This is a genomic window from Mesorhizobium sp. 01N446, assembly GCF_056399285.1.
Map to the genome: position 1 here is coordinate 1,429,463 of NZ_JBFTRA010000001.1, position 21,980 is coordinate 1,451,442.

At 62.9% G+C, this 21,980-nt stretch carries 27 protein-coding genes, 1 other RNA gene and 1 pseudogene; 17 read left to right on the forward strand and 12 right to left on the reverse strand.

Going from position 1 to position 21,980, the window contains the following annotated elements:
* Positions 1-93: 93 nt before the first annotated feature.
* The 7 genes from AC1DPX_RS06825 (at position 94) to AC1DPX_RS06855 (ending at position 7,985) form a co-directional block, all read left to right on the forward strand.
* A complete protein-coding gene (locus AC1DPX_RS06825; protein WP_202357404.1) occupies positions 94-1,209 on the forward strand; it encodes a branched-chain amino acid ABC transporter substrate-binding protein in 1,116 nt (371 codons plus the stop codon).
* A gap of 292 nt (positions 1,210-1,501) precedes the next feature.
* Positions 1,502-4,960, forward strand: a complete 3,459-nt coding sequence (gene pyc, locus AC1DPX_RS06830) for a pyruvate carboxylase (RefSeq protein WP_477235402.1) — start codon at positions 1,502-1,504, stop codon at positions 4,958-4,960.
* Positions 4,961-5,119: 159 nt separating this feature from the next.
* Positions 5,120-5,380, forward strand: coding sequence for a DUF2312 domain-containing protein (locus AC1DPX_RS06835; RefSeq protein WP_010912082.1), 261 nt, complete (start codon positions 5,120-5,122; stop codon positions 5,378-5,380).
* Between the two features lie 69 nt (positions 5,381-5,449).
* The gene (locus AC1DPX_RS06840; protein ID WP_477235404.1) at positions 5,450-6,202 is read left to right on the forward strand and encodes an AraC family transcriptional regulator; all 753 of its coding nucleotides are present in this window, start codon (positions 5,450-5,452) and stop codon (positions 6,200-6,202) included.
* Positions 6,203-6,282: 80 nt separating this feature from the next.
* The gene (locus AC1DPX_RS06845; protein ID WP_477235406.1) at positions 6,283-7,011 is read left to right on the forward strand and encodes a haloacid dehalogenase type II; all 729 of its coding nucleotides are present in this window, start codon (positions 6,283-6,285) and stop codon (positions 7,009-7,011) included.
* A 217-nt stretch (positions 7,012-7,228) separates the two neighbouring features.
* Positions 7,229-7,669: a hypothetical protein gene (locus AC1DPX_RS06850; protein ID WP_202357408.1), complete on the forward strand. Its 441-nt coding sequence runs from the start codon at positions 7,229-7,231 to the stop codon at positions 7,667-7,669.
* A gap of 7 nt (positions 7,670-7,676) precedes the next feature.
* A complete protein-coding gene (locus tag AC1DPX_RS06855) occupies positions 7,677-7,985 on the forward strand; it encodes a hypothetical protein (RefSeq protein WP_202357409.1) in 309 nt (102 codons plus the stop codon).
* Positions 7,986-8,046: 61 nt separating this feature from the next.
* Here AC1DPX_RS06855 and msrB read toward each other — a convergent pair whose 3' ends face one another.
* The 5 genes from msrB to AC1DPX_RS06880 form a co-directional block, all read right to left on the reverse strand.
* Positions 8,047-8,451, reverse strand: coding sequence for a peptide-methionine (R)-S-oxide reductase MsrB (msrB, locus tag AC1DPX_RS06860; protein ID WP_202357410.1), 405 nt, complete (start codon positions 8,449-8,451; stop codon positions 8,047-8,049).
* A 101-nt stretch (positions 8,452-8,552) separates the two neighbouring features.
* A complete protein-coding gene (locus AC1DPX_RS06865; protein ID WP_202357411.1) occupies positions 8,553-9,350 on the reverse strand; it encodes an MBL fold metallo-hydrolase in 798 nt (265 codons plus the stop codon).
* 17 nt (positions 9,351-9,367) lie between these two features.
* A complete protein-coding gene (locus AC1DPX_RS06870) occupies positions 9,368-10,558 on the reverse strand; it encodes a vWA domain-containing protein (protein ID WP_202357412.1) in 1,191 nt (396 codons plus the stop codon).
* A gap of 6 nt (positions 10,559-10,564) precedes the next feature.
* Complete coding sequence (locus AC1DPX_RS06875) at positions 10,565-11,011, reverse strand: GNAT family N-acetyltransferase (protein WP_202357413.1); 447 nt, start codon at positions 11,009-11,011, stop codon at positions 10,565-10,567.
* A gap of 92 nt (positions 11,012-11,103) precedes the next feature.
* On the reverse strand, positions 11,104-11,943 hold the full coding sequence (locus AC1DPX_RS06880; protein WP_477235408.1) for an AAA family ATPase: 840 nt from the start codon (positions 11,941-11,943) through the stop codon (positions 11,104-11,106).
* Between the two features lie 148 nt (positions 11,944-12,091).
* Between AC1DPX_RS06880 and AC1DPX_RS06885 the strand changes: the two genes are divergently transcribed.
* The 5 genes from AC1DPX_RS06885 to AC1DPX_RS06905 all read left to right on the forward strand — a co-directional run bounded on the left by AC1DPX_RS06885 (position 12,092) and on the right by AC1DPX_RS06905 (position 15,107).
* Complete coding sequence (locus AC1DPX_RS06885) at positions 12,092-12,511, forward strand: DUF4345 domain-containing protein (protein ID WP_477235411.1); 420 nt, start codon at positions 12,092-12,094, stop codon at positions 12,509-12,511.
* Between the two features lie 25 nt (positions 12,512-12,536).
* Positions 12,537-12,692: non-coding RNA, 6S RNA (ssrS, locus tag AC1DPX_RS06890), on the forward strand.
* Between the two features lie 96 nt (positions 12,693-12,788).
* Positions 12,789-13,376, forward strand: coding sequence for a 5-formyltetrahydrofolate cyclo-ligase (locus AC1DPX_RS06895; protein WP_477235413.1), 588 nt, complete (start codon positions 12,789-12,791; stop codon positions 13,374-13,376).
* Between the two features lie 70 nt (positions 13,377-13,446).
* Positions 13,447-14,271: a TIGR00282 family metallophosphoesterase gene (locus AC1DPX_RS06900; protein WP_284276401.1), complete on the forward strand. Its 825-nt coding sequence runs from the start codon at positions 13,447-13,449 to the stop codon at positions 14,269-14,271.
* Positions 14,272-14,339: 68 nt separating this feature from the next.
* The gene (locus tag AC1DPX_RS06905; RefSeq protein ID WP_202357417.1) at positions 14,340-15,107 is read left to right on the forward strand and encodes a TerC family protein; all 768 of its coding nucleotides are present in this window, start codon (positions 14,340-14,342) and stop codon (positions 15,105-15,107) included.
* Positions 15,108-15,126: 19 nt separating this feature from the next.
* Here AC1DPX_RS06905 and AC1DPX_RS06910 read toward each other — a convergent pair whose 3' ends face one another.
* Genes AC1DPX_RS06910 through AC1DPX_RS06925 form a run of 4 tightly spaced genes read right to left on the reverse strand, consistent with a single transcriptional unit; the run spans position 15,127 to position 16,936 of the window.
* A complete protein-coding gene (locus tag AC1DPX_RS06910; protein ID WP_202357418.1) occupies positions 15,127-15,594 on the reverse strand; it encodes an SRPBCC family protein in 468 nt (155 codons plus the stop codon).
* A gap of 26 nt (positions 15,595-15,620) precedes the next feature.
* Positions 15,621-15,983: a hypothetical protein gene (locus AC1DPX_RS06915; protein WP_477235415.1), complete on the reverse strand. Its 363-nt coding sequence runs from the start codon at positions 15,981-15,983 to the stop codon at positions 15,621-15,623.
* Between the two features lie 55 nt (positions 15,984-16,038).
* Positions 16,039-16,431, reverse strand: coding sequence for a VOC family protein (locus tag AC1DPX_RS06920; protein WP_477235417.1), 393 nt, complete (start codon positions 16,429-16,431; stop codon positions 16,039-16,041).
* Between the two features lie 22 nt (positions 16,432-16,453).
* A complete protein-coding gene (locus AC1DPX_RS06925) occupies positions 16,454-16,936 on the reverse strand; it encodes an SRPBCC domain-containing protein (protein WP_202357421.1) in 483 nt (160 codons plus the stop codon).
* A 51-nt stretch (positions 16,937-16,987) separates the two neighbouring features.
* Here AC1DPX_RS06925 and AC1DPX_RS06930 point away from each other — a divergent pair, with 51 nt between their 5' ends.
* From AC1DPX_RS06930 to AC1DPX_RS06940, 3 genes are all read left to right on the forward strand, one after another.
* Positions 16,988-17,311: an ArsR/SmtB family transcription factor gene (locus AC1DPX_RS06930; protein ID WP_477235419.1), complete on the forward strand. Its 324-nt coding sequence runs from the start codon at positions 16,988-16,990 to the stop codon at positions 17,309-17,311.
* Between the two features lie 212 nt (positions 17,312-17,523).
* Entirely contained in the window at positions 17,524-18,273 is a 750-nt protein-coding gene (locus AC1DPX_RS06935) for a YebC/PmpR family DNA-binding transcriptional regulator (protein ID WP_477235421.1), read from the forward strand.
* Positions 18,274-18,341: 68 nt separating this feature from the next.
* Complete coding sequence (locus AC1DPX_RS06940; RefSeq protein WP_477235775.1) at positions 18,342-18,668, forward strand: Rdx family protein; 327 nt, start codon at positions 18,342-18,344, stop codon at positions 18,666-18,668.
* Between the two features lie 81 nt (positions 18,669-18,749).
* Here the strand turns inward: AC1DPX_RS06940 and AC1DPX_RS06945 are convergent, their stop codons facing one another.
* Both AC1DPX_RS06945 and AC1DPX_RS06950 read right to left on the reverse strand, forming a co-directional pair.
* Entirely contained in the window at positions 18,750-19,226 is a 477-nt protein-coding gene (locus AC1DPX_RS06945) for an anthrone oxygenase family protein (protein ID WP_477235423.1), read from the reverse strand.
* A gap of 1 nt (position 19,227) precedes the next feature.
* Positions 19,228-20,054, reverse strand: a pseudogene (locus AC1DPX_RS06950) (NAD(P)H-binding protein).
* 124 nt (positions 20,055-20,178) lie between these two features.
* On the opposite strand from AC1DPX_RS06950, the gene AC1DPX_RS06955 reads away from it, so the two are divergent.
* The gene (locus tag AC1DPX_RS06955; RefSeq protein ID WP_477235425.1) at positions 20,179-20,808 is read left to right on the forward strand and encodes a TetR/AcrR family transcriptional regulator; all 630 of its coding nucleotides are present in this window, start codon (positions 20,179-20,181) and stop codon (positions 20,806-20,808) included.
* Here AC1DPX_RS06955 and AC1DPX_RS06960 read toward each other — a convergent pair.
* Positions 20,769-21,353 carry a helix-turn-helix domain-containing protein gene (locus AC1DPX_RS06960; protein WP_477235427.1) on the reverse strand — a complete coding sequence of 195 codons (585 nt, stop codon included), beginning with the start codon at positions 21,351-21,353 and terminating at the stop codon, positions 20,769-20,771. The genes AC1DPX_RS06955 and AC1DPX_RS06960 overlap by 40 nt on opposite strands.
* Here AC1DPX_RS06960 and AC1DPX_RS06965 point away from each other — a divergent pair.
* Complete coding sequence (locus AC1DPX_RS06965; protein ID WP_477235429.1) at positions 21,335-21,928, forward strand: hypothetical protein; 594 nt, start codon at positions 21,335-21,337, stop codon at positions 21,926-21,928. The genes AC1DPX_RS06960 and AC1DPX_RS06965 overlap by 19 nt on opposite strands.
* The last annotated feature ends 52 nt before the right edge of the window (positions 21,929-21,980 follow it).

Consider the following 21,980-nt stretch of genomic DNA (forward strand, 5'->3'; position numbering starts at 1 on the left):
TGCCTGAAAATCGGCAAACTATGCTTTCTGCGATAAGGGTGGGCATCGCATGAAAGCTTCATCCACGCCCACTCCGTTAATGGGAGCGTTTAAATGAAAAAGTCACTTTTGTCCGCCGTCGCCCTGACCGCGCTGGTCGCGTTCGGCGGCAACGCGTGGGCTGATGTAGTATTCGCCGTTGCCGGTCCGATCACCGGTCCGAACGCGGCCTTCGGCGCGCAGTTGCAGAAGGGCGCGGAGGCGGCGGTCGCCGAGATCAACGCCAAGGGCGGCATCAACGGCGAACAGATCAAGCTCGAAGTCGGCGACGACGTCTCCGACCCGAAGCAGGGCATCTCGGTCGCCAACAAGTTCGTCGGTGACGGCGTCAAGTTCGTGATCGGCCACTTCAACTCGGGCGTCTCGATCCCGGCCTCGGAAGTCTACGCCGAAAACAACATCGTCGAAATCACTCCGGCCGCGACCAACCCGAAGTTCACCGAGCGTGGCCTGTGGAACGTGTTCCGCACCTGCGGACGCGACGATCAGCAGGGCAGCATCGCCGGCGCCTATATCGCCGCGAATTTCAAGGATGCCAAGGTCGCCGTCGTGCACGACAAGACCCCTTATGGCCAGGGCCTCGCCGATGAAACCAAGAAGGCGATGAACGCCGCCGGCGTCAAGGAAGTGATGTATGAAGGCGTCAATGTCGGCGACAAGGACTTCTCGGCACTGATCGCCAAGATGAAGGAAGCCGGCGTCACCCTGATCTACTGGGGCGGCCTGCATACCGAAGCCGGCCTGATCATCCGCCAGTCGGCGGACCAGGGCCTCAAGGCACCGATGATGTCGGGTGACGGCATCGTGACGGACGAACTCGCCGCCATCGCGGGCGACGCCGTTGCCGGCACGCTCAACACGTTCGGACCCGATCCGCGCCTGATCCCGGCCAACAAGGAACTCGTCGAGAAGTTCCGTGCGCAGGGCTTCGAGCCGGAAGCCTACACGCTCTACGCCTACGCCGCCGTGCAGGTGGTCGCCGAGGCGGCCGCCGCCGCCAAGTCGAACGACCCGCAGGTCGTTGCCAAGGCGATGCATGAAAACGGCCCGTTCCCGACCGTTCTGGGCGATCTCGCCTATGACGCCAAGGGCGACCCGAAGCTGCCGGGCTACATCATGTACGAGTGGAAGAAGAAGGACGACGGCAAGTATTCCTGGTTCCCGAAATAAGCTGCTCAGCAGGTCTGAAATCCATGATGCCCGGCGCGTTGCGCCGGGCATTTTCTTTGGGTTGCTCCGGCGGCCGATGGCTTGCTTTGCCCGGCTCTTCTCGATCGGCGAGATCGCATCCAGGATCGAAATTGTCGCCCTTGTTCCGTCCGTTTGGGCCGAGGCGTGCGAGTGTTGGCCGGATAATTGATTTAAATCGGTTTAAATCAGCGCTGATTTTGTTTGCACTGCAGCATTTTCACGCTAATCATTGCACCGATTTCCCGTCCCTTCCGCTGCTGGAGCCCAGTCCTTGGCCATCACGAAGATCCTCGTCGCCAACCGGTCAGAAATCGCCATCCGCGTCTTTCGCGCGGCCAACGAGCTGGGCCTCAAAACCGTGGCGATCTGGGCCGAGGAAGACAAATATTCGCTGCACCGTTTCAAGGCCGACGAAAGCTACCAGGTCGGGCGCGGCCCGCATCTGGCCAAGGATATGGGGCCGATCGAGAGTTATCTGTCCATCGAGGAGGTGATCCGCGTCGCCAAGCTTTCGGGCGCCGATGCCATCCACCCCGGCTACGGGCTTCTGTCCGAAAGTCCCGAATTCGCCGAGGCCTGCGCGCAGGCCGGCATCACCTTCATCGGGCCGAAGCCGGACACGATGCGCCGCCTCGGCAACAAGGTCGCGGCACGCAATCTCGCCATCGAGGTCGGCGTGCCGGTTATTCCCGCCACCGATCCGTTGCCGGACGATATGGAGGCGGTCAAGAAACTGGCCAAGGAGATCGGCTATCCGGTGATGCTGAAGGCCTCCTGGGGCGGCGGCGGGCGCGGCATGCGCGCCATCCGCTCCGAGGCGGATCTCGCCCGCGAGGTGACGGAAGGCAAGCGCGAGGCGAAGGCCGCCTTCGGCAAGGACGAGGTCTATCTCGAAAAGCTGATCGAGCGCGCCCGCCACGTCGAGGTGCAGGTGCTCGGCGACACGCATGGCAATGTCGTGCACCTGTTCGAGCGCGACTGCTCGATCCAGCGCCGCAACCAGAAGGTCGTCGAGCGGGCGCCCGCGCCCTATCTCGAAATGGCGCAGCGCGAGGAGCTTTGCGGCTACGCGCTGAAGATCGCGCGCGAAACCAGCTATATCGGCGCCGGCACGGTCGAGTTCCTGCAGGATGCGGATACCGGAAAATTCTATTTCATCGAGGTCAACCCGCGCATCCAGGTCGAGCATACCGTCACCGAACAGGTGACCGGCATCGACATCGTCAAGGCGCAGATCCACATCCTCGACGGCTTCGCCATCGGCACGCCGCAATCGGGCGTGCCGGCGCAGAAGGACATCAGGCTGAACGGCCATGCCTTGCAGTGCCGCATCACCACCGAGGACCCCGAGCACAATTTCATCCCGGACTATGGCCGCATCACCGCCTATCGCGGCGCCACCGGCTTCGGCATCCGGCTGGATGGTGGCACCGCCTATTCCGGCGCGGTCATCACCCGCTTCTACGATCCGCTGCTGGAGAAGGTGACGGCCTGGGCGCCGACGCCGGCCGAGACGATCGCCCGCATGAACCGGGCGCTGCGCGAATTCCGCATCCGCGGCGTCGCCACCAACCTCACCTTCCTCGAAGCGATCATCAACCACCCGAGCTTCGCCGACAATTCCTACACGACCAAGTTCATCGACACGACGCCGGAGCTGTTCCAGCAGGTCAAGCGGCAGGACCGCGCCACCAAGCTGCTCAATTACCTGGCCGATGTCAGCGTCAATGGCCACCCCGAGACGCGCGGCCGGCCGATGCCGAAGGCCGATGCGGCGGCACCCGTCGTGCCTTACCTCAACGGCAACGTGCCCACCGGCAGCAAGCAGAAGCTCGACGTGCTCGGCCCGGAAAAATTCGCCGGCTGGATGCGCGAGCAAAGGCAAGTGCTGGTCACCGACACGACGATGCGCGATGGCCACCAGTCGCTGCTGGCGACCCGCATGCGCACGCACGACATTGCCAATATCGCCGGCACCTATGCGCGCGCCCTGCCACAGCTTCTGTCGCTCGAATGCTGGGGCGGCGCGACCTTCGACGTCGCCATGCGCTTCCTCACCGAGGATCCGTGGGAGCGGCTGTCGCTGGTGCGCGAGGCTGCGCCCAACTTGCTGCTGCAGATGCTGCTGCGCGGCGCCAACGGCGTCGGCTACACCAACTATCCCGACAATGTCGTGCAGCATTTCGTCAAGCAGGCGGCTGCCGGCGGCATCGATCTGTTCCGCGTCTTTGACTGCCTGAACTGGGTGGAGAACATGCGCGTCGCCATGGACGCGGTCGGCGCCGAGGGCAAGCTGTGTGAGGCGGCGATGTGCTACACCGGCGACATCCTCGATCCGGCGCGGGCCAAATACGATCTGAAATACTATGTCGGCCTGGCCAGCGAATTGCAGGCCGCCGGCGCCCACATCATCGCCGTCAAGGACATGGCCGGCCTGTTGAAGCCGGCGGCCGCCCGCGTGCTCTTCAAGGCGCTGCGCGAGGCGACCGACCTGCCGATCCATTTCCACACACACGACACGTCAGGCCTGTCGGCGGCGACGGTGCTGGCGGCGGTGGAGAGCGGCGTCGACGCCATCGACGCGGCGATGGACGCCTTCTCCGGCAACACGTCGCAGCCTTGCCTGGGCTCGATCGTCGAGGCGCTGAAGGGCACCGAGCGCGACCCCGGCCTCGACCCGCAATGGATCCGCAAGATCTCATTCTATTGGGAAGCGGTTCGCAACCAGTACGCCGCCTTCGAAAGCGACCTCAAGGGGCCGGCCTCGGAAGTCTACCTGCATGAAATGCCGGGCGGACAGTTCACCAACCTCAAGGAGCAGGCGCGTTCGCTCGGACTGGAGACGCGCTGGCACGAGGTGGCGCAGACCTATCACGACGTCAATCTGATGTTCGGCGACATCGTCAAGGTGACGCCGTCGTCCAAGGTCGTCGGCGACATGGCGCTGATGATGGTGAGCCAGGACCTGACCGTTGCCGATGTCGAGAACCCGACCAGGGACATCGCCTTCCCGGATTCGGTCGTCTCGATGCTGCGTGGCGATCTCGGCCAGTCGCCCGGCGGTTGGCCGGCGGCGTTGCAGAAGAAGGCGCTGAAAGGCGACAAGCCGATCACGGCCCGGCCCGGCTCGCTGCTCAAGCCCGCCGATCTCAAGGCCAGCCGCAAGGAGATCGAGGAGAAGCTGGAGCGCAAGCTCTCGGAATACGAATTCGCTTCGTGGCTGATGTATCCGAAAGTGTTCACCGACTTTGCCGGTGCGCAGGAAACCTACGGCCCGGTCAGCGTCCTGCCGACGCCGACCTATTTCTACGGCATGAAGTCGGAAGACGAGATCTTCGTCGACATCGAGAAGGGCAAGACGCTGGTGGTGCGATGCCTTGCCATCGGCGATGTCGACGACAAGGGCATGGTCACCGTGTTCTTCGAGCTCAACGGCCAGCCGCGGCGCATCAAGGTGCCGGACCGGGCGCATGGGGCGTCGGCCGCCAAGGCGCGCCGCAAGGCGGAGCCTGGCAACGAGGCGCATGTCGGTGCACCGATGCCGGGCGTGGTTTCGGCGCTTTCGGTTGCCATCGGCCAGGCGGTGAAGGCCGGTGACGTGCTGCTCTCCATCGAGGCGATGAAGATGGAGACGGCGCTGCATGCCGAGCGCGACGGCACCGTCGCCGAGGTGCTGGTCAAGGCGGGCGACCAGATCGATGCCAAGGATTTGTTGATCGCGTTCGCCTGAGAGCCGGCAAGGAGCAGGCAGGCTGTCGGCTTCTGTCGGCAGCCCTTCTGTCTTGTTCGATAACAGCTTGACCCGCCGCCGCCGGTCGGGCATCGAACCGGCTCAAATTTGCCGCCGTCTTTCGCCGAGTCGCGGCCCAGAACCAATTTGGAGAAAAACATGGCCGACGATATCACCGAGACCAGCCAGACTGTTGCCGCCGGCCAACTGCGTGCCCTCATCGAGCGCATCGAGCGGCTCGAGGAAGAGAAGAAGACGATCGCCGACGACATCAAGGAAGTGTTCGCCGAGGCCAAGGGCACCGGTTTCGACACCAAGGCGATCCGCACCATCATCCGTCTGCGCAAGAAGGACCAGGCCGAGCGCCAGGAAGAGGACGCCATCCTCGATCTCTACATGGCCGCGCTCGGCATGGTGTGAGGCGCTTGGCCGGAAACCGGCGGCTTCTCATCACGAGAGCGATGCTCCGCGCTTGCGCAGGACTTATCGATGAACGAGACCGTTGTTGAAATCCGAAGATACTCCGGGGAGATCGAGCGGCATCAGCACGACTACCCCCAAGTGATCCTGCCCATTTCCGGAGTACTTGAAATCGATCTGGGGCATCATTCAGGACGGGTTTCGGGCAGCACTGGCGCTTTTGTTTCTGCCGGTTGCCAGCACGCGTTCTACGCCAAGCAGTCCGACTCGTTCGTTGTCCTCGACCTGCCGTCCCGCCCCGGCCTCCCGGCGCTGGATGAAGACATACCCGCATTTTTTGCGATCGGCCGGGAGGTTCATGGCCTGATCGACTACATGGCGGTGCTGGCGGCATCGCAGGAGCTTTCCGCCTCGCTTCGACGCGCCTGGTCCACATTGCTGCTGGATCGCATCGCTTCTCCCAGGGATCGTCCGGGTCGCGCAGAGCTTGCTGTCAGAAGAGCCACGGCGTTCATGGAACGAAAGCTTGCCGACCCAATCCGCATTGCCGATATCGCAGAAGCGGCAGGGATGAGCCCAACCCGTCTGCATGAAGCCTTCACCAGACGGCGCGCGACCACTCCGCACGCGCATTTGGTTGCGATGCGCCTCGATGCGGCTGAACGGATGCTTGCCGATCCGCGCCTTTCCATCGCGGATATCGCGGTTTTCAGTGGTCACTCTGACCAGAGCGCCTTGACGCGCGCAATGCGGCGGGAGCGAAACTCAACCCCGGCCGACGTTCGCCGAAATCTGCTCGGAAGAACGGGAGGAAAAGCCTAAAATCCGGAAAGTTTTGCCGAGATATCGGCCTCGCGCGGCGCTACGGATGCGAAAATTTAGCGTGTGTGAGGATCACTGATATGGATTTGACTCGCTTCAAAGTGCTGACATTCGATGTCTATGGCACGCTGATCGACTGGGAAACCGGCATTTGGAACGCGCTTCAGCCGCTTTTGAGCCTGGCAAATCGCGAAATCAGCCGAGACGAAGCGTTAGAAACCTATGGCGATATAGAGACGCGGCAGGAAGCCGAAACGCCTTCCTTACACTACAGAACACTGTTGGCGGCAGTGCACGCAAGACTCGCTCGGCATTGGGGAATTGCCGCCCAGCCTGATCTGCATGAACGTTTCGGTACGTCGGTGCCCGATTGGCCCGCCTTTCCGGATTCCAGGGAGGCGCTGGCCTATCTGAAACAGCACTTCCGTTTGGTCGTATTATCCAATGTCGACGGCCAGAGTTTCGCGGCTTCAAACCGCAAGCTCGGTGTGAGCTTCGATGCCGTTTACACGGCGGAAGACATAGGCAGCTACAAGCCGGATCTGGGCAATTTTCGTTTCCTGTTCGACAGGCTGAAGCAGGATCTGGGCATTCAGCGGGACGAAGTCCTTCATGTGGCTCAGAGTCTGTTTCATGATCATGCGCCGGCAGAAAGCATCGGGCTCGCCAGCGTTTGGATTGACCGCAGATTTGGGATGGAGGGGCCAGGTGCAACGAAGCGTCCTCTTGCCCAGCCGAAGGTCGGAGGTCATTTTCCAACCTTGGCAGAATTTGCCGCTATGCATCGCGCAGCGAATGAGAAGCATTGATCCCGTTCGGCAGATACAGGCGACGAGATGTGACGGTCCGCGCCGTCTTCGGGCGAGACCAAATGCGGCATTTGCCGCATCGGCCGTCTGATGGCATTTTCTGCGTTTGCGTTGCGCACGGACCCAAATGTCCGCTACGCTACGGGTTCTCAAAACGCCATCACATGACTCGCCAAAACGAATTTCGAAACAGTCTCGGGCAACGGGGCAGCCGGCCATGAACGAACTCGACTTCGGTGGCCGCCGTGCCTCGGAGTTCCGTCATCGCGGCTTCTGGGCGCTGTTCGCCGAGCGGCATCCGGAAGAGAGAGCCCGGCTGGCGCGGCGCGGACCCTGGTTCTGGCAGCGCGGGCTGCCCGACTTCGCTTTGGTCATTTCCATGTATGTCGCGCCGGCGCAGAACCATGTCGGCGTCTTCTTCGGCCGCAACGAGAAGTTCGGCGCCACGCAAAGCTGGTCGCGGTTGAAGCCGTTCCAGCCGGCGATCGAAGAGAGGCTTAAGCTCAGGCCGGAGCAAAGCTGCGAGGGGCTCGGCATCAATTCGATGTGGCGGGTCAACTGCTTTGCCGTGGACAATTGGCCTGCCATGACCGACTGGCTGGTGACGGAATGCTCGCGCGTCGAGCGCGCCGTCGCCGAAGTGCTTGGACAGGGGTAGGGCGCCGTTGTCCCCGGAAGGCGTCGGATCTTTCTTCCGCTCGCGCTGGCTTGGCCAAGTGCCGATCGACCGGCTGTTCTGGCGCGACATGCTGCTGGTCGGGACGGCGATCAGTATTGCCTCGTCCGTGGTCGCTCTGATTCTGCTTGGGCTGAAGATGCCGCTCGGGCTCGTGCTGGCGGTGCATTTCGCGCCGGTGCCCTACAACATCTTCCTCACCATTGCGGTCTGGCGGACGGCCGAGCAATCGGGCGCCAAAGCCTCGCTGATGCTGCTGGGCTCGGCTCTCTGGCTCATCGCCATGGTGGTGGTCTAAGCTGGCGTCACGAAAAAGGGCGGCCGAAGCCGCCCTTTGCAGAAAACCTACAGGATGCCGATCAGGCCGCCGGCTCGAATGTCAGCGCCACGCCGTTGATGCAGTAGCGCAGGCCGGTCGGCGGCGGGCCGTCCTCGAAGACGTGGCCGAGATGGCTGCCGCAGCGCGAGCAATGGCATTCGGTGCGGACCATGCCATAGCTGCGGTCGACGGTGGTTTCGATCGAGCCGGGAACCGGGTCGTTGAAGCTCGGCCAGCCGGTGCCGCTCTCGAACTTCAGCTTGGATTCGAACAGCGGCTGGTCGCAGCCGACGCAGGAAAATGTGCCGGCGCGCTTCTCGTAGAGCAAGGCGCAGCTGCCCGGCCGCTCGGTGCCGTGGTTGCGCATGACCGCGTATTGCTCCGGCGTCAGCCGGGCGCGCCATTCGGCATCGGTGCGGGTGACGGGGTAGGTGTGGGTGTCCATTTGATCTCCTCAGCCTTGGCGGCTCGTTCTTCGTTGCAACCTCATATTCGCAACAAATAGGCATTTGTTACAAGGTTTGCCCGCATTCTCGCTCGCCATCATCATCCTATCGCCGCGAGATAGCGCGCGACAGAGGTGGCCAGGGCCGTTTTGCCACCGCCGATGATGTTCAGGTCCCACCACGCGCCGCGGATATCGTCGAAGTCGAACGGTTCCAATGCCGCCGCGATACGGCGCACGGCCGTCGCGTTGAGCGGTATCTGGTTGGGATAGCTGTACATGAAGCTGACATGGCGGCGCGTCGGCGTCACCTGCACGGTGTCGCCGGTGAGCAGCGCGTTGCCGCCCTGGCGCTGCCAGTGCAGCACCTGGCTGCCGGCAAAATGGCCGCCGCAGCGGACGAGCGTGAGAGACGGATTGAGGGCCAGCGTCTCGCCTTGCCAGCTGACGATCGAGCGATGCGGTCGCATGATCCATTGGCGGTCGTCGGCGTGTAGATAGATCGGCACGCCGTCAAACGCGTCACTCCATTCGCCCATCGCCGAATAGAAATGGCAATGCGAGATGGCGATGGCCGCCAGGCCACCGCGCCGGGTGATCTCGGCCACGGCCTCGTCACTGACCATCGAGACGCAGTCCCACAGCACATTGCCGTGCGGCGTCTGCACCAGTTGCGCCCGCTGGCCGATGGCGAAGCGCGGCTCGATGCCGAAGCCGAGCACGCCGGCATCGTCCCGCATCACCAGCCGATGCCCGGCAGCGAGATCCTGCGGTGTAGCCCAGGCTTGGCCTTCCCAGCGCACATACTGCCGCTCATCCTCACAGACCGGGCAGTGCTGCGGCGGTGTTTCCGTCGCCGCGAACTGGACGCCGCATTGCAGGCAGAGGAAGCTGGTCATGGAGGCTCCGGAATTGCTCAGTGCTTTCTGGAAAGCTGCTTCGTCGCGGCTTCGAGCCCGGCCAGCGTCAGCGGGAACATGCGGCCGCCGAAGATGTCGCGGATCATCGTGATGGAATGGGTGTAGCCCCAGTTCTTCTCGCTCTCGGGGTTCAGCCATACCGCATTCGGCCATTGCTGCAGCAGGCGGCCGAGCCAGACGGCGCCGGCCTCCGGATTCCAATGCTCCACCGAGCCGCCGGGGTGGGCGATCTCGTAAGGGCTCATCGAGGCGTCGCCGACGACGATCACCTTGTAGTCGGGGCCGTATTTGTGGAGGAGGTCTGATGTCGGGATCACCTCGGCATGGCGGCGGCGGTTGTCCTTCCAGACGCCTTCGTAGAGGCAGTTGTGGAAGTAGAAATATTCGAGCTGGCGGAATTCGGCACGCGCCGCCGAAAACAGCTCCTCGACACTTTTGATGTGATCGTCCATCGAGCCGCCGACATCGAAGAACATCAAAAGCTTCACCGCGTTGCGCCGTTCGGGCCGCGTCTGCACGTCGAGATAGCCGTGCTCGGCGGTGGCGTGGATGGTGCCGGGCAGGTCGAATTCCTCCTCGGCACCCTCGCGCACCCATCGGCGCAGCCGCTTCAGCGCGATCTTGATGTTGCGCGTGCCAAGCTCGACGGCATCGTCGAAATTGCGGAACTCGCGCTTGTCCCAGACCTTCACCGCGCGCCGGTTGCGGCTTTCGTGCTGGCCGATGCGCACGCCTTCGGGATTGTAGCCATAGGCGCCGAAGGGCGAGGTACCGCCGGTGCCGATCCATTTCGAACCGCCCTGGTGGCGGCCTTTTTGTTCCTCAAGCCGCTGCTTCAGCGTCTCCATCAGCTTTTCGAAACCGCCGAGCGCCTCGACCAGCTTTTTCTCTTCCTCGGTCAGGTGCTTTTCGGCGAGCCGGCGGAGCCATTCCTCGGGAATATTGGCGACGTCGACCGCATGCGGCCCGCCCAGCGCTTCAATGCCCTTGAAGACATGCGCGAACACCTGGTCGAAGCGGTCGATGTGGCGCTCGTCCTTCACCAGGGCAGCACGGGCCAGATAGTAGAAACCCTCGACGTCGTAGTCGACCAGCCCGGCTTCCAGCCCTTCCAGCAGCGACAGATATTCCCGGAGCGAAACGGGAACGCGCGCGGCCTTCAGTTCGAGGAAGAAGGGGATGAACATTTCTATCTACAGCACATCATACTCGATGAAGCCAGTGCGGCGCGCCACGTGGTCGTAGAGTTTGCGCGCGGTTGTGTTGGTCTCGTGCGTCATCCAGTAGACATTCTTGACGCCGATTTTTTCCGCCGAGTCTTTCACCGCCTTGATCAGAGCCGCGCCGATGCCCTTGCCGCGCACATCCGGGTCGGCGAACAGGTCCTGCAGGTAGCAGTTGTTTTTCTCCGACCAGCCCGAGCGGTGGTAGAGATAGTGGGTAAGACCGACGGCCTTGCCGTCAAGCGTGGCGATAAACCCCTTCGGCTCGAATTCGGCTTCTGTGAACAGCCGCTTCCAGGTCACGGCATAGACCTCTTCCGGCAGCCTGGTTTCATAGAAGGTGAGGTAGTCGGTCCACAGGCGCTTCCAGTCGGCGTGGTCGGACTGCGCGAGCGGGCGGACAACAATCTCGGACATTTCATCTCCTCCAAAGGGTTGTGGCCGAAGCTGCCTTCCTGCCCGGCCGGCAGCAACGGTCCACGGAAGGGGAAAGCGCTATTGCTGCCTGCCTATTGCTGCCTTCTGGCCATGAAGGCCAGCCGCTCGAACAGGTGCACGTCCTGTTCGTTCTTCAGCAGCGCGCCATGCAGTTTGGGCAGGGCGTTCTTCGGGTCGGCGCGCAAATCCTCTGGCGCGATGTCGTCGGCGACCAGCAGGCGGATCCAGTCGAGCGCCTCGGAGGTCGACGGCTTCTTCTTCAGGCCAGGCACCTCGCGGATCTCGTAGAACTGGGTGAGCGCTGCCCGTACCAGATTCTGCTTGATGCCGGGATAATGGACGTCGACGATCCTGTGCAGCGTGTCGACGTCGGGAAAGCGGATGTAGTGGAAGAAGCAGCGGCGCAGGAAGGCGTCCGGCAGTTCCTTTTCGTTGTTGGAGGTGATGATGACGATCGGCCGCACCGCTGCGCGGATGGTCTCGCTGGTCTCGTAGACGAAGAACTCCATCCGATCGAGTTCCTGCAGCAGGTCGTTGGGGAATTCGATGTCGGCCTTGTCGATCTCGTCGATCAAAAGCACGGCCTTTTTGTCCGCCGCGAACGCCTCCCACAGCTTGCCGCGCTTGATGTAGTTCTTGATGTCGTTGAACCTGGCATCGCCGAGCTGGCTGTCGCGCAGCCGCGAGACGGCGTCATACTCGTAAAGACCCTGCTGCGCCCGCGTCGTCGATTTGACGTGCCATTCGATGAGATCGAGGCTGAGCGCCGCCGCCACCTGTCGGGCAAGCTCAGTCTTGCCGGTGCCGGGCTCGCCCTTGACCAGCAGGGGCCGCTCCAGCGCGATCGCCGCGTTGACGGCCACCATCAGATCCTTGTCGGCGACATAAGCCGCCGTGCCTTCGAAACGCATTTTTGCTCCTTGGTTCATGCCATGAGCGTAAGGATGCCGGTCAGCCTGTGCAAGGGTGAGCCGGCTGCGACGCGAATGGGCTTGAAACCCAGGGTCAGAATTATCCGTTGATGCAGCAAGGCCGCTTGGCAGGCCGAAGGGCGTCGGCATGAATGAATCAGGCAAGACAGCACTACAGATCACTGTCGCGGTGCTGGCGGCCACGCCGGTCCTGGTCGGCATCGAGGGTATCCTGTCCGGGCCGGAATTCCTGCACGCCATCCGTCCATGGCCGGTCGATCTCGACAGCCATTTCCGCTTCCTGTCGGGGTTTTTCCTGGCCTTCGGCATTGCCTGGTACAGCTGCATTCCCGGCATCGAGACCAAGACCGAGCGGTTCCGGCTGCTTGCCGCCTGCACGTTCACCGGCGGACTGGCGCGTCTTGCTTCGCTGATTCTGGTTGGCGCACCGTCGGCGGGACACATCGCCGGCCTCTGCATCGAACTGCTGGCGGTGCCGGCGCTGGTCTGGTGGCAGGGGCGTGTCGCGAATAAAGCCGCCGAGGGTGCCCAGCTCACTGGCGCTTAGGCAACCAGCGGCCTATATTGGGGAGGACGGTCTGTGCTTCCCGGCAGGAGAACATTTTCCCCGGGGCCTTAACGATCCTTAGGGAGCTGTCCCTGGGAAGACCCGTGGGTTTTCTCACACGGCGCCCACCTACTTTGTAGGTTCCCGGGATCGCTCTCTCCACCGGTTGTGTGGATCGTCACTTCTTGCAGCGCATCCATGCATTGCGGTGGATGATGCGGTGGAAAACGTCGCTCCCAAAACGCCATCCCGATCCGGCCTTTTCTATCGTCCGCGCATGACATCTCTCAAAGACCAGAAAAAACAGCTGCGGCTCCAGGCGCTTGGACGCCGCGATGCGCTTGATGAATTCTGGCGGGTGGAGGTGGCGCTCGAAATGGCCGAGACGGCGCGCGATCATTTCGCCATCGAGCCCGGCCAGATCGTCTCCGGCTTCTGGCCGATGCGTTCGGAAGTCGACGTCAGGCCGCTGATGTTCGCCTTGCGCGAACAGGGCGCCAGGCTTTGCCTGCCTGCCATTCTCGACAAGACCACGATCGTCTTTCGCGAACTGGTGCGCGGCGCGCCGATGGTCGACATGGGCTTCGGCACGGTCGGGCCCCACGAAGAGGCCGAGGTGCTTGATCCCGAGGTGATGCTGGTGCCGCTCGCCGCCTTCGACGCGCGCGGCCACCGTATCGGCTATGGCGCCGGCTATTACGACCGCGCGATCGCGAAACTCGTCGACAAGGGACATGCGCCCCGGCTGATCGGCATCGCCTTCGACTGCCAGGAGGTGGCGCAGGTTCCAGACGAGAACCATGACGTGGTCATCCCGGAAATACTGACCGAGAGCGGGTTGCGCCGCTTCACGCCAAAATTGTAGATAATGGAGGCATGATCTTTTCGCGGATGTCATGCAGCTTTTGCTTCGCTGACTTTCGGTGCGGGATCATATGAGACTTCTCTTCCTCGGTGACATGGTTGGCAAGACGGGACGCACGGCAGTGTGGGAGCAACTGCCTGGGCTGATCTCGGATTTCAAACTCGATTTCGTCATCGTCAATGGCGAGAATGCAGCCGGCGGCTTCGGTATCACCGAAGAGATCTTTCGCGAGACGATCGCGGCGGGCGCCGATGTCGTCACCACCGGCAACCATGTGTGGGACCAGCGCGATGCGCTGGCCTTCGCGCCGCGTGAAGAACGCTTCCTGCGCCCCTCCAATTTTCCCAGGGGTACGCCGGGGCGCGGCTCCGGCGTCTATATCGCCAGGAGCGGAGCGCGCGTGCTGGTCGCCAACATCATGGGCCGGGTGTTCATGCATCCCGAACTCGACGATCCGTTCCAGGCCGGGGAGCGCGAGCTTGCCGCCTGCCCGCTCGGCGAACAGGCCGATGCGGTGGTGATCGACTTCCACGCCGAGGCGACTTCGGAAAAGATGTGCTTCGCGCATTTCGTTGACGGCCGCGCCAGTCTGGTCGTCGGCACCCACACCCACCAGCCGACCGCCGATCACCAGATCCTCAATGGCGGCACCGGCTATCTGTCGGATGCCGGCATGTGCGGCGACTATGATTCCTCGCTCGGCATGGACAAGGAGGAGCCGCTCAACCGGTTCCTGTCGAAAGTGCCGAAAGGGCGCTTCGAGGCGGCGACCGGACCGGCGACCTTGTGTGGGGTCGGTGTCAATATTTCCGATCGTACCGGGCTGACCGAGAAGATCGCGCCGTTTCGTCGCGGGCCGCGATTGGAAGAAACGGCTCCGTCCTTCTGGTCATGACATTGATATAGGGGTTCGCAGTACCTAATTGCCGGCGACACTGCTCTAGATCGTAGGGGACGACCTCCATGCAGCTTATTGAATTCCTGGCGCCGCATTTTCAATTTGTTTCCGATCCAACCGCATGGGTCGCCTTGCTGACGCTGGTGGTGCTCGAGATTGTGCTCGGCATCGACAATCTGATCTTCATCTCGATCCTGACCAACAAGCTGCCGGAAGCGCAAAGGGCCCGCGCCCGCCGGCTTGGTATCTCGGCGGCGCTGATCATGCGGCTGGTGCTGCTGGCCACCATCTCGATCATCGTCCAGCTGACGACGCCGGTCTTCACGGCCTTCGGCCATGGCTTCTCGTGGCGCGACTTGATCCTGATCGCCGGCGGCCTGTTCCTGGTGTGGAAGGCGACCAAGGAAATCCATCACACGGTCGATCCCGACGATCATCAGGACACGATGCTGGGCGAGACGCTCAAGATCTCGCTCGCCGGCGCGATCTTCCAGATCCTGCTGCTCGACCTCGTTTTCTCGATCGATTCCATCATCACCGCCGTCGGCATGACCGACGAGATCGCCATCATGTACATCGCCGTGATCGTGGCTGTCACCGTCATGATGCTGGCGGCGGGACCGCTGGCCAATTTCATCGCCAAGAACCCCAGCATCGTCATGCTGGCGCTGGGCTTCCTGCTGATGATCGGCATGACGCTGATCGCCGACGGCATGGGCTACCACGTGCCCAAGGGCTACATCTACGCTGCGATGGGTTTCTCGGCCCTGGTCGAAGGGCTCAACATGCTGGCGCGGCGGCGCAGGAAAGCGAAGCCCGGCGACGGCCATTGAGACGGGCGTGCCGGGGCATCTAGCGCCCCGGCACCCCCTTCGGGTGGCGGTCACCGATCAGGCCCAGTGTCAGGCCCTGTTCCAGCCAGGCCTTGGCGCCGGCCAGCACAAGCGTGAAGCCGCCGGTCGAGCCGATCGCTTCCTTCACCTGCTCGTCGGCCGTGCCGGCGAAGCCGAAGTTACGGACCTCGAGAAAGGTGGCCTCATCAGGCATTTCGGTGAAGTTCCAGACCACCGTGGTCGGCGGATCGCTCCACCGCATGACGATCTTTTCGTTCGTCACGATTTCGCTGACCTTGGCGGTCGTCGAGACACCGTACATGCGCCATTCCCAGCGGACCTCCTTGCCGCTGTCCAGCCGGCCGCTGCCATGGGTGAACCAGAATTTGGTGGTGATGGCCGGATCGACAATGGCCTCGAACACCTCGGCGACAGGCCGCCGGATCAGCATGCCGGCCTCGGCTGTTGGGGTTTCGCGGATCTCCATGGCAGTCTCCTTTCTGGTCTTGGCGCTCACCAGGCGTCGGGCTCGCGCAGCATGTGAACGATGCTGGCCGGATTGGTGATCCAGCCGCCGCGAAAGCCTTCGCCCAAGGGCTCGATGGCATCGCAACGCACGATGCCGGCCTCTGCGAAATGGGCGGCCGCTTTGGTAAAATCGTCGGCGAACAGTTCCAGCCAGATTTCGGCCTGGCTCAACATCGGCGCCTCGTCGATCCACAGCCGGTTCGGGCCGAGCTCGAAGCCAATGGCCGGCGCTTTGGCGATGAACGGCTTCAGCCCGACGATGTCGCGGTAGAAGGCGACCGTCGCCTTATACTGATGCGGCGGCACCTTCATGGCGATGTTGATGCCGCCGGTGATCTTCGCGGTCATTGCTGTCTCCATTGCGCTGCGGTTGGGCTGTCTTCGTGATCTCGGCCAGGTCCGGTCAGGCCAGGTTGACCTGCCAGGAGACGCCGAACCTGTCGTTGAGCCAGGCGAAGCGGCGGCTGAAGCCGTAATTGTCCGGCGGCATCAGAAATCCGCCATCCTTCGCCAAAACGTCGACGATGCGGTTCAACTCCTCTTCCGAGGAACAGTCGACATAGAACGAGAGCGACGGCGTGAAAGTGAAAGCGTGGTGCACGGGACTGTTGAAGACCATGACCTCCAGGCCGGCGATGGAGGCGCGCGCCAGCTTCAGTGTCCCTTGCGGGCCATCCTCGCCTGCGCCATAGCGGGTGATGTCGAGGATGCCGCTGCCGGGAATGGTCTCGCAATAAAGAGCCATTGCCTCCTCGGCCTTGCCCTCGAACATCAGGAACGGCGTTGCTTTCGTCATAGCGGGCCTCCGTTTTCCTCACTCAGACATTGGTCTCGTTGGCGGGTTCGCCCTTCATTTCGCTGCGGTAATAGCCGTCGCGCAGATTGATGCCGTATTCGACATAGGCCTTCATGCAGGCCAGCATCTGCGACCAGCCCTCGCAGTTGAGGTAGGATTTCTTCAGCCCGACCGCGCCCTCCTGCCAGCCGCTCTCGGCGATGGTGACGAAGGTGCCGCCATCGTCCAGCGGCTCGAAATTCATCTCGATACGCGTCTTGTAGGCCGGCTTGCCGTCGGCGTCCGTGGCGTCCCAGCGCAGCACGATGCGGCTGTCCTTGACCACTTCGTCGACCTCGACCGGCACCTTGCCCCACCAGACGACGCCGACACCGGTTTGCAGCGGCGCGCTGGCGCCGCCGATCGTGGTGAAATAACCGCTCAGCTTCTTCGGGTTGACGACGGCGTCGAAAACTTCGGCGACCGGTCTGCCGATGCGGCCGGAAACGCGGAATCCGAGAGACATATCCACAGCTCCATCCTTGATCGATCGGACGATATGTTATAGAAACATAACATGTCAAGCCGATCGCAAGACGACAATGTTTTCAAGGCGCTGGCGCACCCGCGCCGGCGCGAAATGCTCGATCAGCTGAAGGACGAGCCGAAGACCACCGGCATGCTGTGCGATGCCTTTCCCGACATCGACCGCTGCACCGTCATGCTGCATCTCAAGGTGCTGGAGGAGGCGGATCTGATCGTCGCGCGCCGCGACGGACGCGAGCGCTGGAACCACCTCAATGCGCTGCCGATCAAGCAGATCCACGATCGCTGGATCAGCCAGTATGCCGGCCATGCGCTCAGCATTATCGATCGGCTGAAGTCCGATCTGGAAGCGTGAGCGCTTGCAGCTGTCCTTGTCAGGCTGCCGCAGCACGGTGCGGCTGGACGAATTGAGCCGATTTATCTATAAGCCGGCCGTTCCGACAGAGAACGCCGTGCTTCCGCGGGTTGCACCTGGGACGCTCTGAGATTTTGAATTCGAGCATTTTGCAGAAGGCGAGGCAACGCATCTCGCTGCAGGACGCTCTAGCCGAACACGACAGGGGTGCCATGGCTGGCCATTCACAGTTCAAGAACATCATGCACCGCAAGGGCCGTCAGGATGCGGTGCGGTCGAAAATGTTTTCCAAGCTGGCGCGCGAAATCACCGTGGCCGCCAAGAGCGGCACGCCGGATCCATCGATGAACCCGCGCCTGCGTCTGGCGATCCAGAACGCCAAGGCGGTGTCGATGCCGAAGGACAACATCCAGCGCGCCGTCAACAAGGCGTCGATGGGCGATGCCGAAAATTACGAGGCCGTGCGCTATGAGGGCTATGGCCCGGGCGGCGTCGCCGTCATCGTCGAGGCCTTGACCGACAACCGCAACCGCTCGGCGTCGAATGTGCGCGCGGCCTTCACCAAGGCCGGCGGTGCGATGGGCGAAACCGGCTCGGTGTCCTTCATGTGGGACCGTGTCGGCGAGATCTACTATCCGGCCGCTGCCGGCAGCGCCGACAAGGTCATGGAAGCGGCGATCGAAGCCGGTGCCGACGACGTCGAAAGCGACGAGGAAGGCCACACGATCTATTGCGCCTTCGAGAATCTCGGCGAAGTGTCGAAGGCGCTGGAAGCCTCGCTCGGCGAAGCGGAATCGGTGAAGCTGATCTGGCGGCCGCAGAACAATGTTCCGGTCGACGAGGAGCGGGCCCAGTCGCTGATGAAGCTGGTCGCCACGCTCGAGGACGACGATGACGTGCAAAGCGTCTACGCCAACTTCGAGGTCGATGACGAGACACTGGCCAAGCTCAGCGCGGCGTGATCGGCTGGGATATGAGCGGAGCTCAATCCGATATGAGCGGAGCTCAATCCGATGATATCCCGGCCGACATGAGCGAAACGCCTTTGCCCACCATCCGCATCACCTATTGCACGCAGTGCCAGTGGCTGCTGCGCGCCGGCTGGATGGCGCAGGAGTTGCTCTCCACCTTCGGCACGGATATCGGCGAAGTGACGCTGGTGCCCGGCACCGGCGGCATCTTCACCATCTCCTGCAATGAGGTGCTGGTCTGGGACCGCAAGCGCGACGGCGGCTTTCCGGATGCGGCAAAACTCAAGCAGCTGGTGCGCGACGTGATCGACCCCGATCGCGATCTCGGCCATTCCGACCGCAAGGGCCACACGTCAAAGGGGCACACGCAAGAAGACCCCGCCTGAGCGGAGCCTTTTGCGTTTCATCGACTGCTTTGTTTGACGCAATTCCCAGGGGAAAGCGCGTCAGACCTTTCCTGGAACTGCTTAGAGCAACGCGAAGATGAAGCAGGCCATCGCCACGATTGCGGTGATGGTGCGGACGTGGTTCCACATCACCCATTGGCTCAGATGGTTCGCCCACACGGCGGCGCCGTTGCTGCTGGCCGGGTCGACGGCGGCGAGTGCATCGTTGAGCGGCACGTTGAAGACCATGGTCACGATTGGGTTGCCAATCACGTAGATCACCGCGCCGGCGAGCAGCCAGTACGAGCCGGACTGGGCCCAGCCCATGAAAGCGGCGGCGACAAGCACCAGACAGATGAGGCCGGTGCCGAAAAGCGCCGTCATGAAAGTCGGCGTGATCACCGTGATGTTGATCGAATTCATCGCGGCGATGCCTTGCGGGACAGGCAGCCGGGCAAGTGCCGCCATGACGAAATTGGAAAAGGCGAAGAACACGCCGCCGACGAGGCCCGAACCGATCGCGGCGATGATGGTGAGGGCGGGAACAAGCTTGATCATCTCAGTTACTCCAGATGCCGCTAGCGGCGGTTTCGGTTGCGTAGGCGGAAAAGTCTTTCGGCGCACGGCCGAGCACGCGCTGGACGCCGTCGGTGAGCGACTCGTTGCGGCCGTCGAGCACCTGAGTGAACAGCTCATTGAGCAGCCAGACGATTTCGGGTGGCAGTTCGTACGACGTGACAGCGGCGGTGAACTCGTCATTCGAAATCCTGACAAAGCGGATGTCGCGTCCTGCCGCCTTGGCGATCTCGGCGACCGCGTCGGTGAAGCTCAACAGCCGCGGCCCCGTCAGCTCATAGAGCTGGCCGACATGACCGGGCTCAGTCAGCACCGCTTCGGCGGCGTCGGCGATGTCGTCGACATCGACAAAGGGTTCACCGACAGGTCCGACCGGCAGTGCAACCTCGCCCGCCAGCAGCGGCTCGACGAGAAAGCCCTCGCTGAAATTCTGCGAGAACCAGGCGCAGCGCAGGATCGTCCAGTCGGCCCCGGAAGCCTTCAGCATCTCTTCGGCGCGCTGCGCCTCGTGCTCGCCGCGGCCCGACAAAAGCACCAGCCGGCGAACGCCATTCGCAACGGCAAGGCGGGCGAAGGCACCGACCACTTCGGCGGCGCCCGGCACGGCGATGTCGGGATAGTAGCTGATGTAGACCGCGCTGACGTCCTCGAGTGCGGGAGCCCAGTCGCGGGAACTTCCCAGTCGAAACGCGGCGTGGCGGAACGGGAGCCGATCCGCACCGGAATGCCGCGCGCCGTCAGCCGCTCGGCAAGACGGCGGCCGGTCTTGCCGGTGCCGCCAAGGATCAGAATTGGTTTGGTGTCGGTCATGGTGGTTTTCCTCGGTTTGAAAACATGAGCAATCCTCACATTTGCAAAACGTGATAAACCCTCGTATTTTGTGAGTCAAGCCATTTTCCCGGCGATTGTGCCGAATGCGTTGTTGGAGACAGTCATGGAAGGCACGCCGGCCAACGAACAGATCGCTTCGCCACGGCGGGCGCCAAGCCAGCAGCGCAGCCGCGAGCGGGTGGAGCGCATGCTGGCCGCCGCCTCGGCGCTGATCACCGAGCAAGGCAGCGACGCCATGCGCATGGGCGAGGTCGCGGAGCGGGCAGGGGTGTCGATCGGTTCGCTCTACCAGTTCTTCCCAGACAAACGGGCGATCATCTGGGCGCTGGCCGAGCGCTACACGGCCGAGAGCCAGGCCTGTATCTCGGCCGCGCTCAAGGATGTCAGCGACGTCGAAGTCCTGCGGCGGGCTTTCTCGGAGCTGGTCGATATCTACTACGGGCTGTTCCTGGCCGAGCCGGTGATGCGCGACATCTGGTCGGGCACGCAGGCCGACAAGGCGCTGCGCCAGCTCGAACTCGCCGACAGCCGGGCCAATGCGGAGTTCCTCGTGGTGGTGCTGAAGCGGTTGCGTCCCGACGCCGACCCCGTTGCCCTGGAGACAACGGCATTCCTCGTCTGGCAAATGGGCGAGGCTGCGGTACGGCTGGCCATCTCGGTCGAGCGGCAGGAGGGCGAGAGGCTGGTCGCCGCCTACAAGCGCATGGCGCTGCGGGAACTGGCCGGCGACTGAGTGGCGCCGCGCCCGGTCAGTTTTTCCCCGTTCGACATGACCGACATCGCGCCGCCCGGCGGCTGGTGCTCAAGCCGCCAGGCTTTCGGGCTCAGGCCGGTGATGCGCAGGAACTCGCGGTTGAAGTTCGATTTGCTGAGGAAGCCGGCGTCGAACATGATGCGGGTGATCGGTTCGTCCGTCGTCGCAAGCAGGCGGCGCGCTTCATCGATCCTGTGGTTGTTGACATATTGCGACACGCTCGATCCGTGGATGCGATTGATCGCCGACGACACGTGCCGAGCCGCCTGGCGATGCGGCCAAGGTTGAGATCGACGTCCTTGTAGAGTTCCTTCGACCGCATCAGCGCGTCGACCGCCGCCGCGATCGCGGACTCTTCGCTGGTTGCCGATGGCGTGGTCCGCACCCGAGACGCTTCGTCGTTTTCCTCGTCTTCGTCCGGAGCGGCGGCTTCGCTGGCAACCGCGGCGGCGCCGCCGAGCAGCAACAGCGCCAGCACGTTGCCGCCGGCAATGACCGCGCCGGAATGAGCGCCGCCGGTCCATTGCATGTCGAAACTGATGATGATGTCGGTGATGGGCGATGCGAGGATCGCCACCGCCGTCACCCACAGCGATCGGTAGGACCGCAAGACGCCGTCGAGGCGCGATTCGACGAGGATATCGGGACCGGCCAGCGCCAGCCAAAGAAGCGCCAGCCCATACGACAGGAACACCAGGATGATCGCCGGCCCGACCGGCTCGCGCCAGAAGATCAGCAGCAGGGCAACCAGGCAGGCCGGCAGCAGATGCGGCCACAGCCGTGCCAGGCGATGCTCCGGCCGTTCCTTCGTCAGGCCGCTGAAGGCGATCCAAGCAAGCGGCGCGATCAGCGCCGCCAGCACCGACAGGAACGGCATGACGACCCTGGTATCATAACCCCAGCGAATACCGATCAGCACCGACTGCAGAGCATAGGCCGCCATCAGCAGCATGAAGGCGCCGTTCTCGCGCAGGTCGGCCTCGCTTCGGCGGGCCATCTGCATGAGCAGGATGACGAGCAGCAAGGAGACGACGAACGGCAGGGGAATGAAGATCATGATCGCAGGCGTGGTTCCAGGGCTGGCGGCGACCGACAATGACCCGGATTGCGTTCACGGTCGTCCCGGATCGCGATCGAGGTCGCGGAAATTG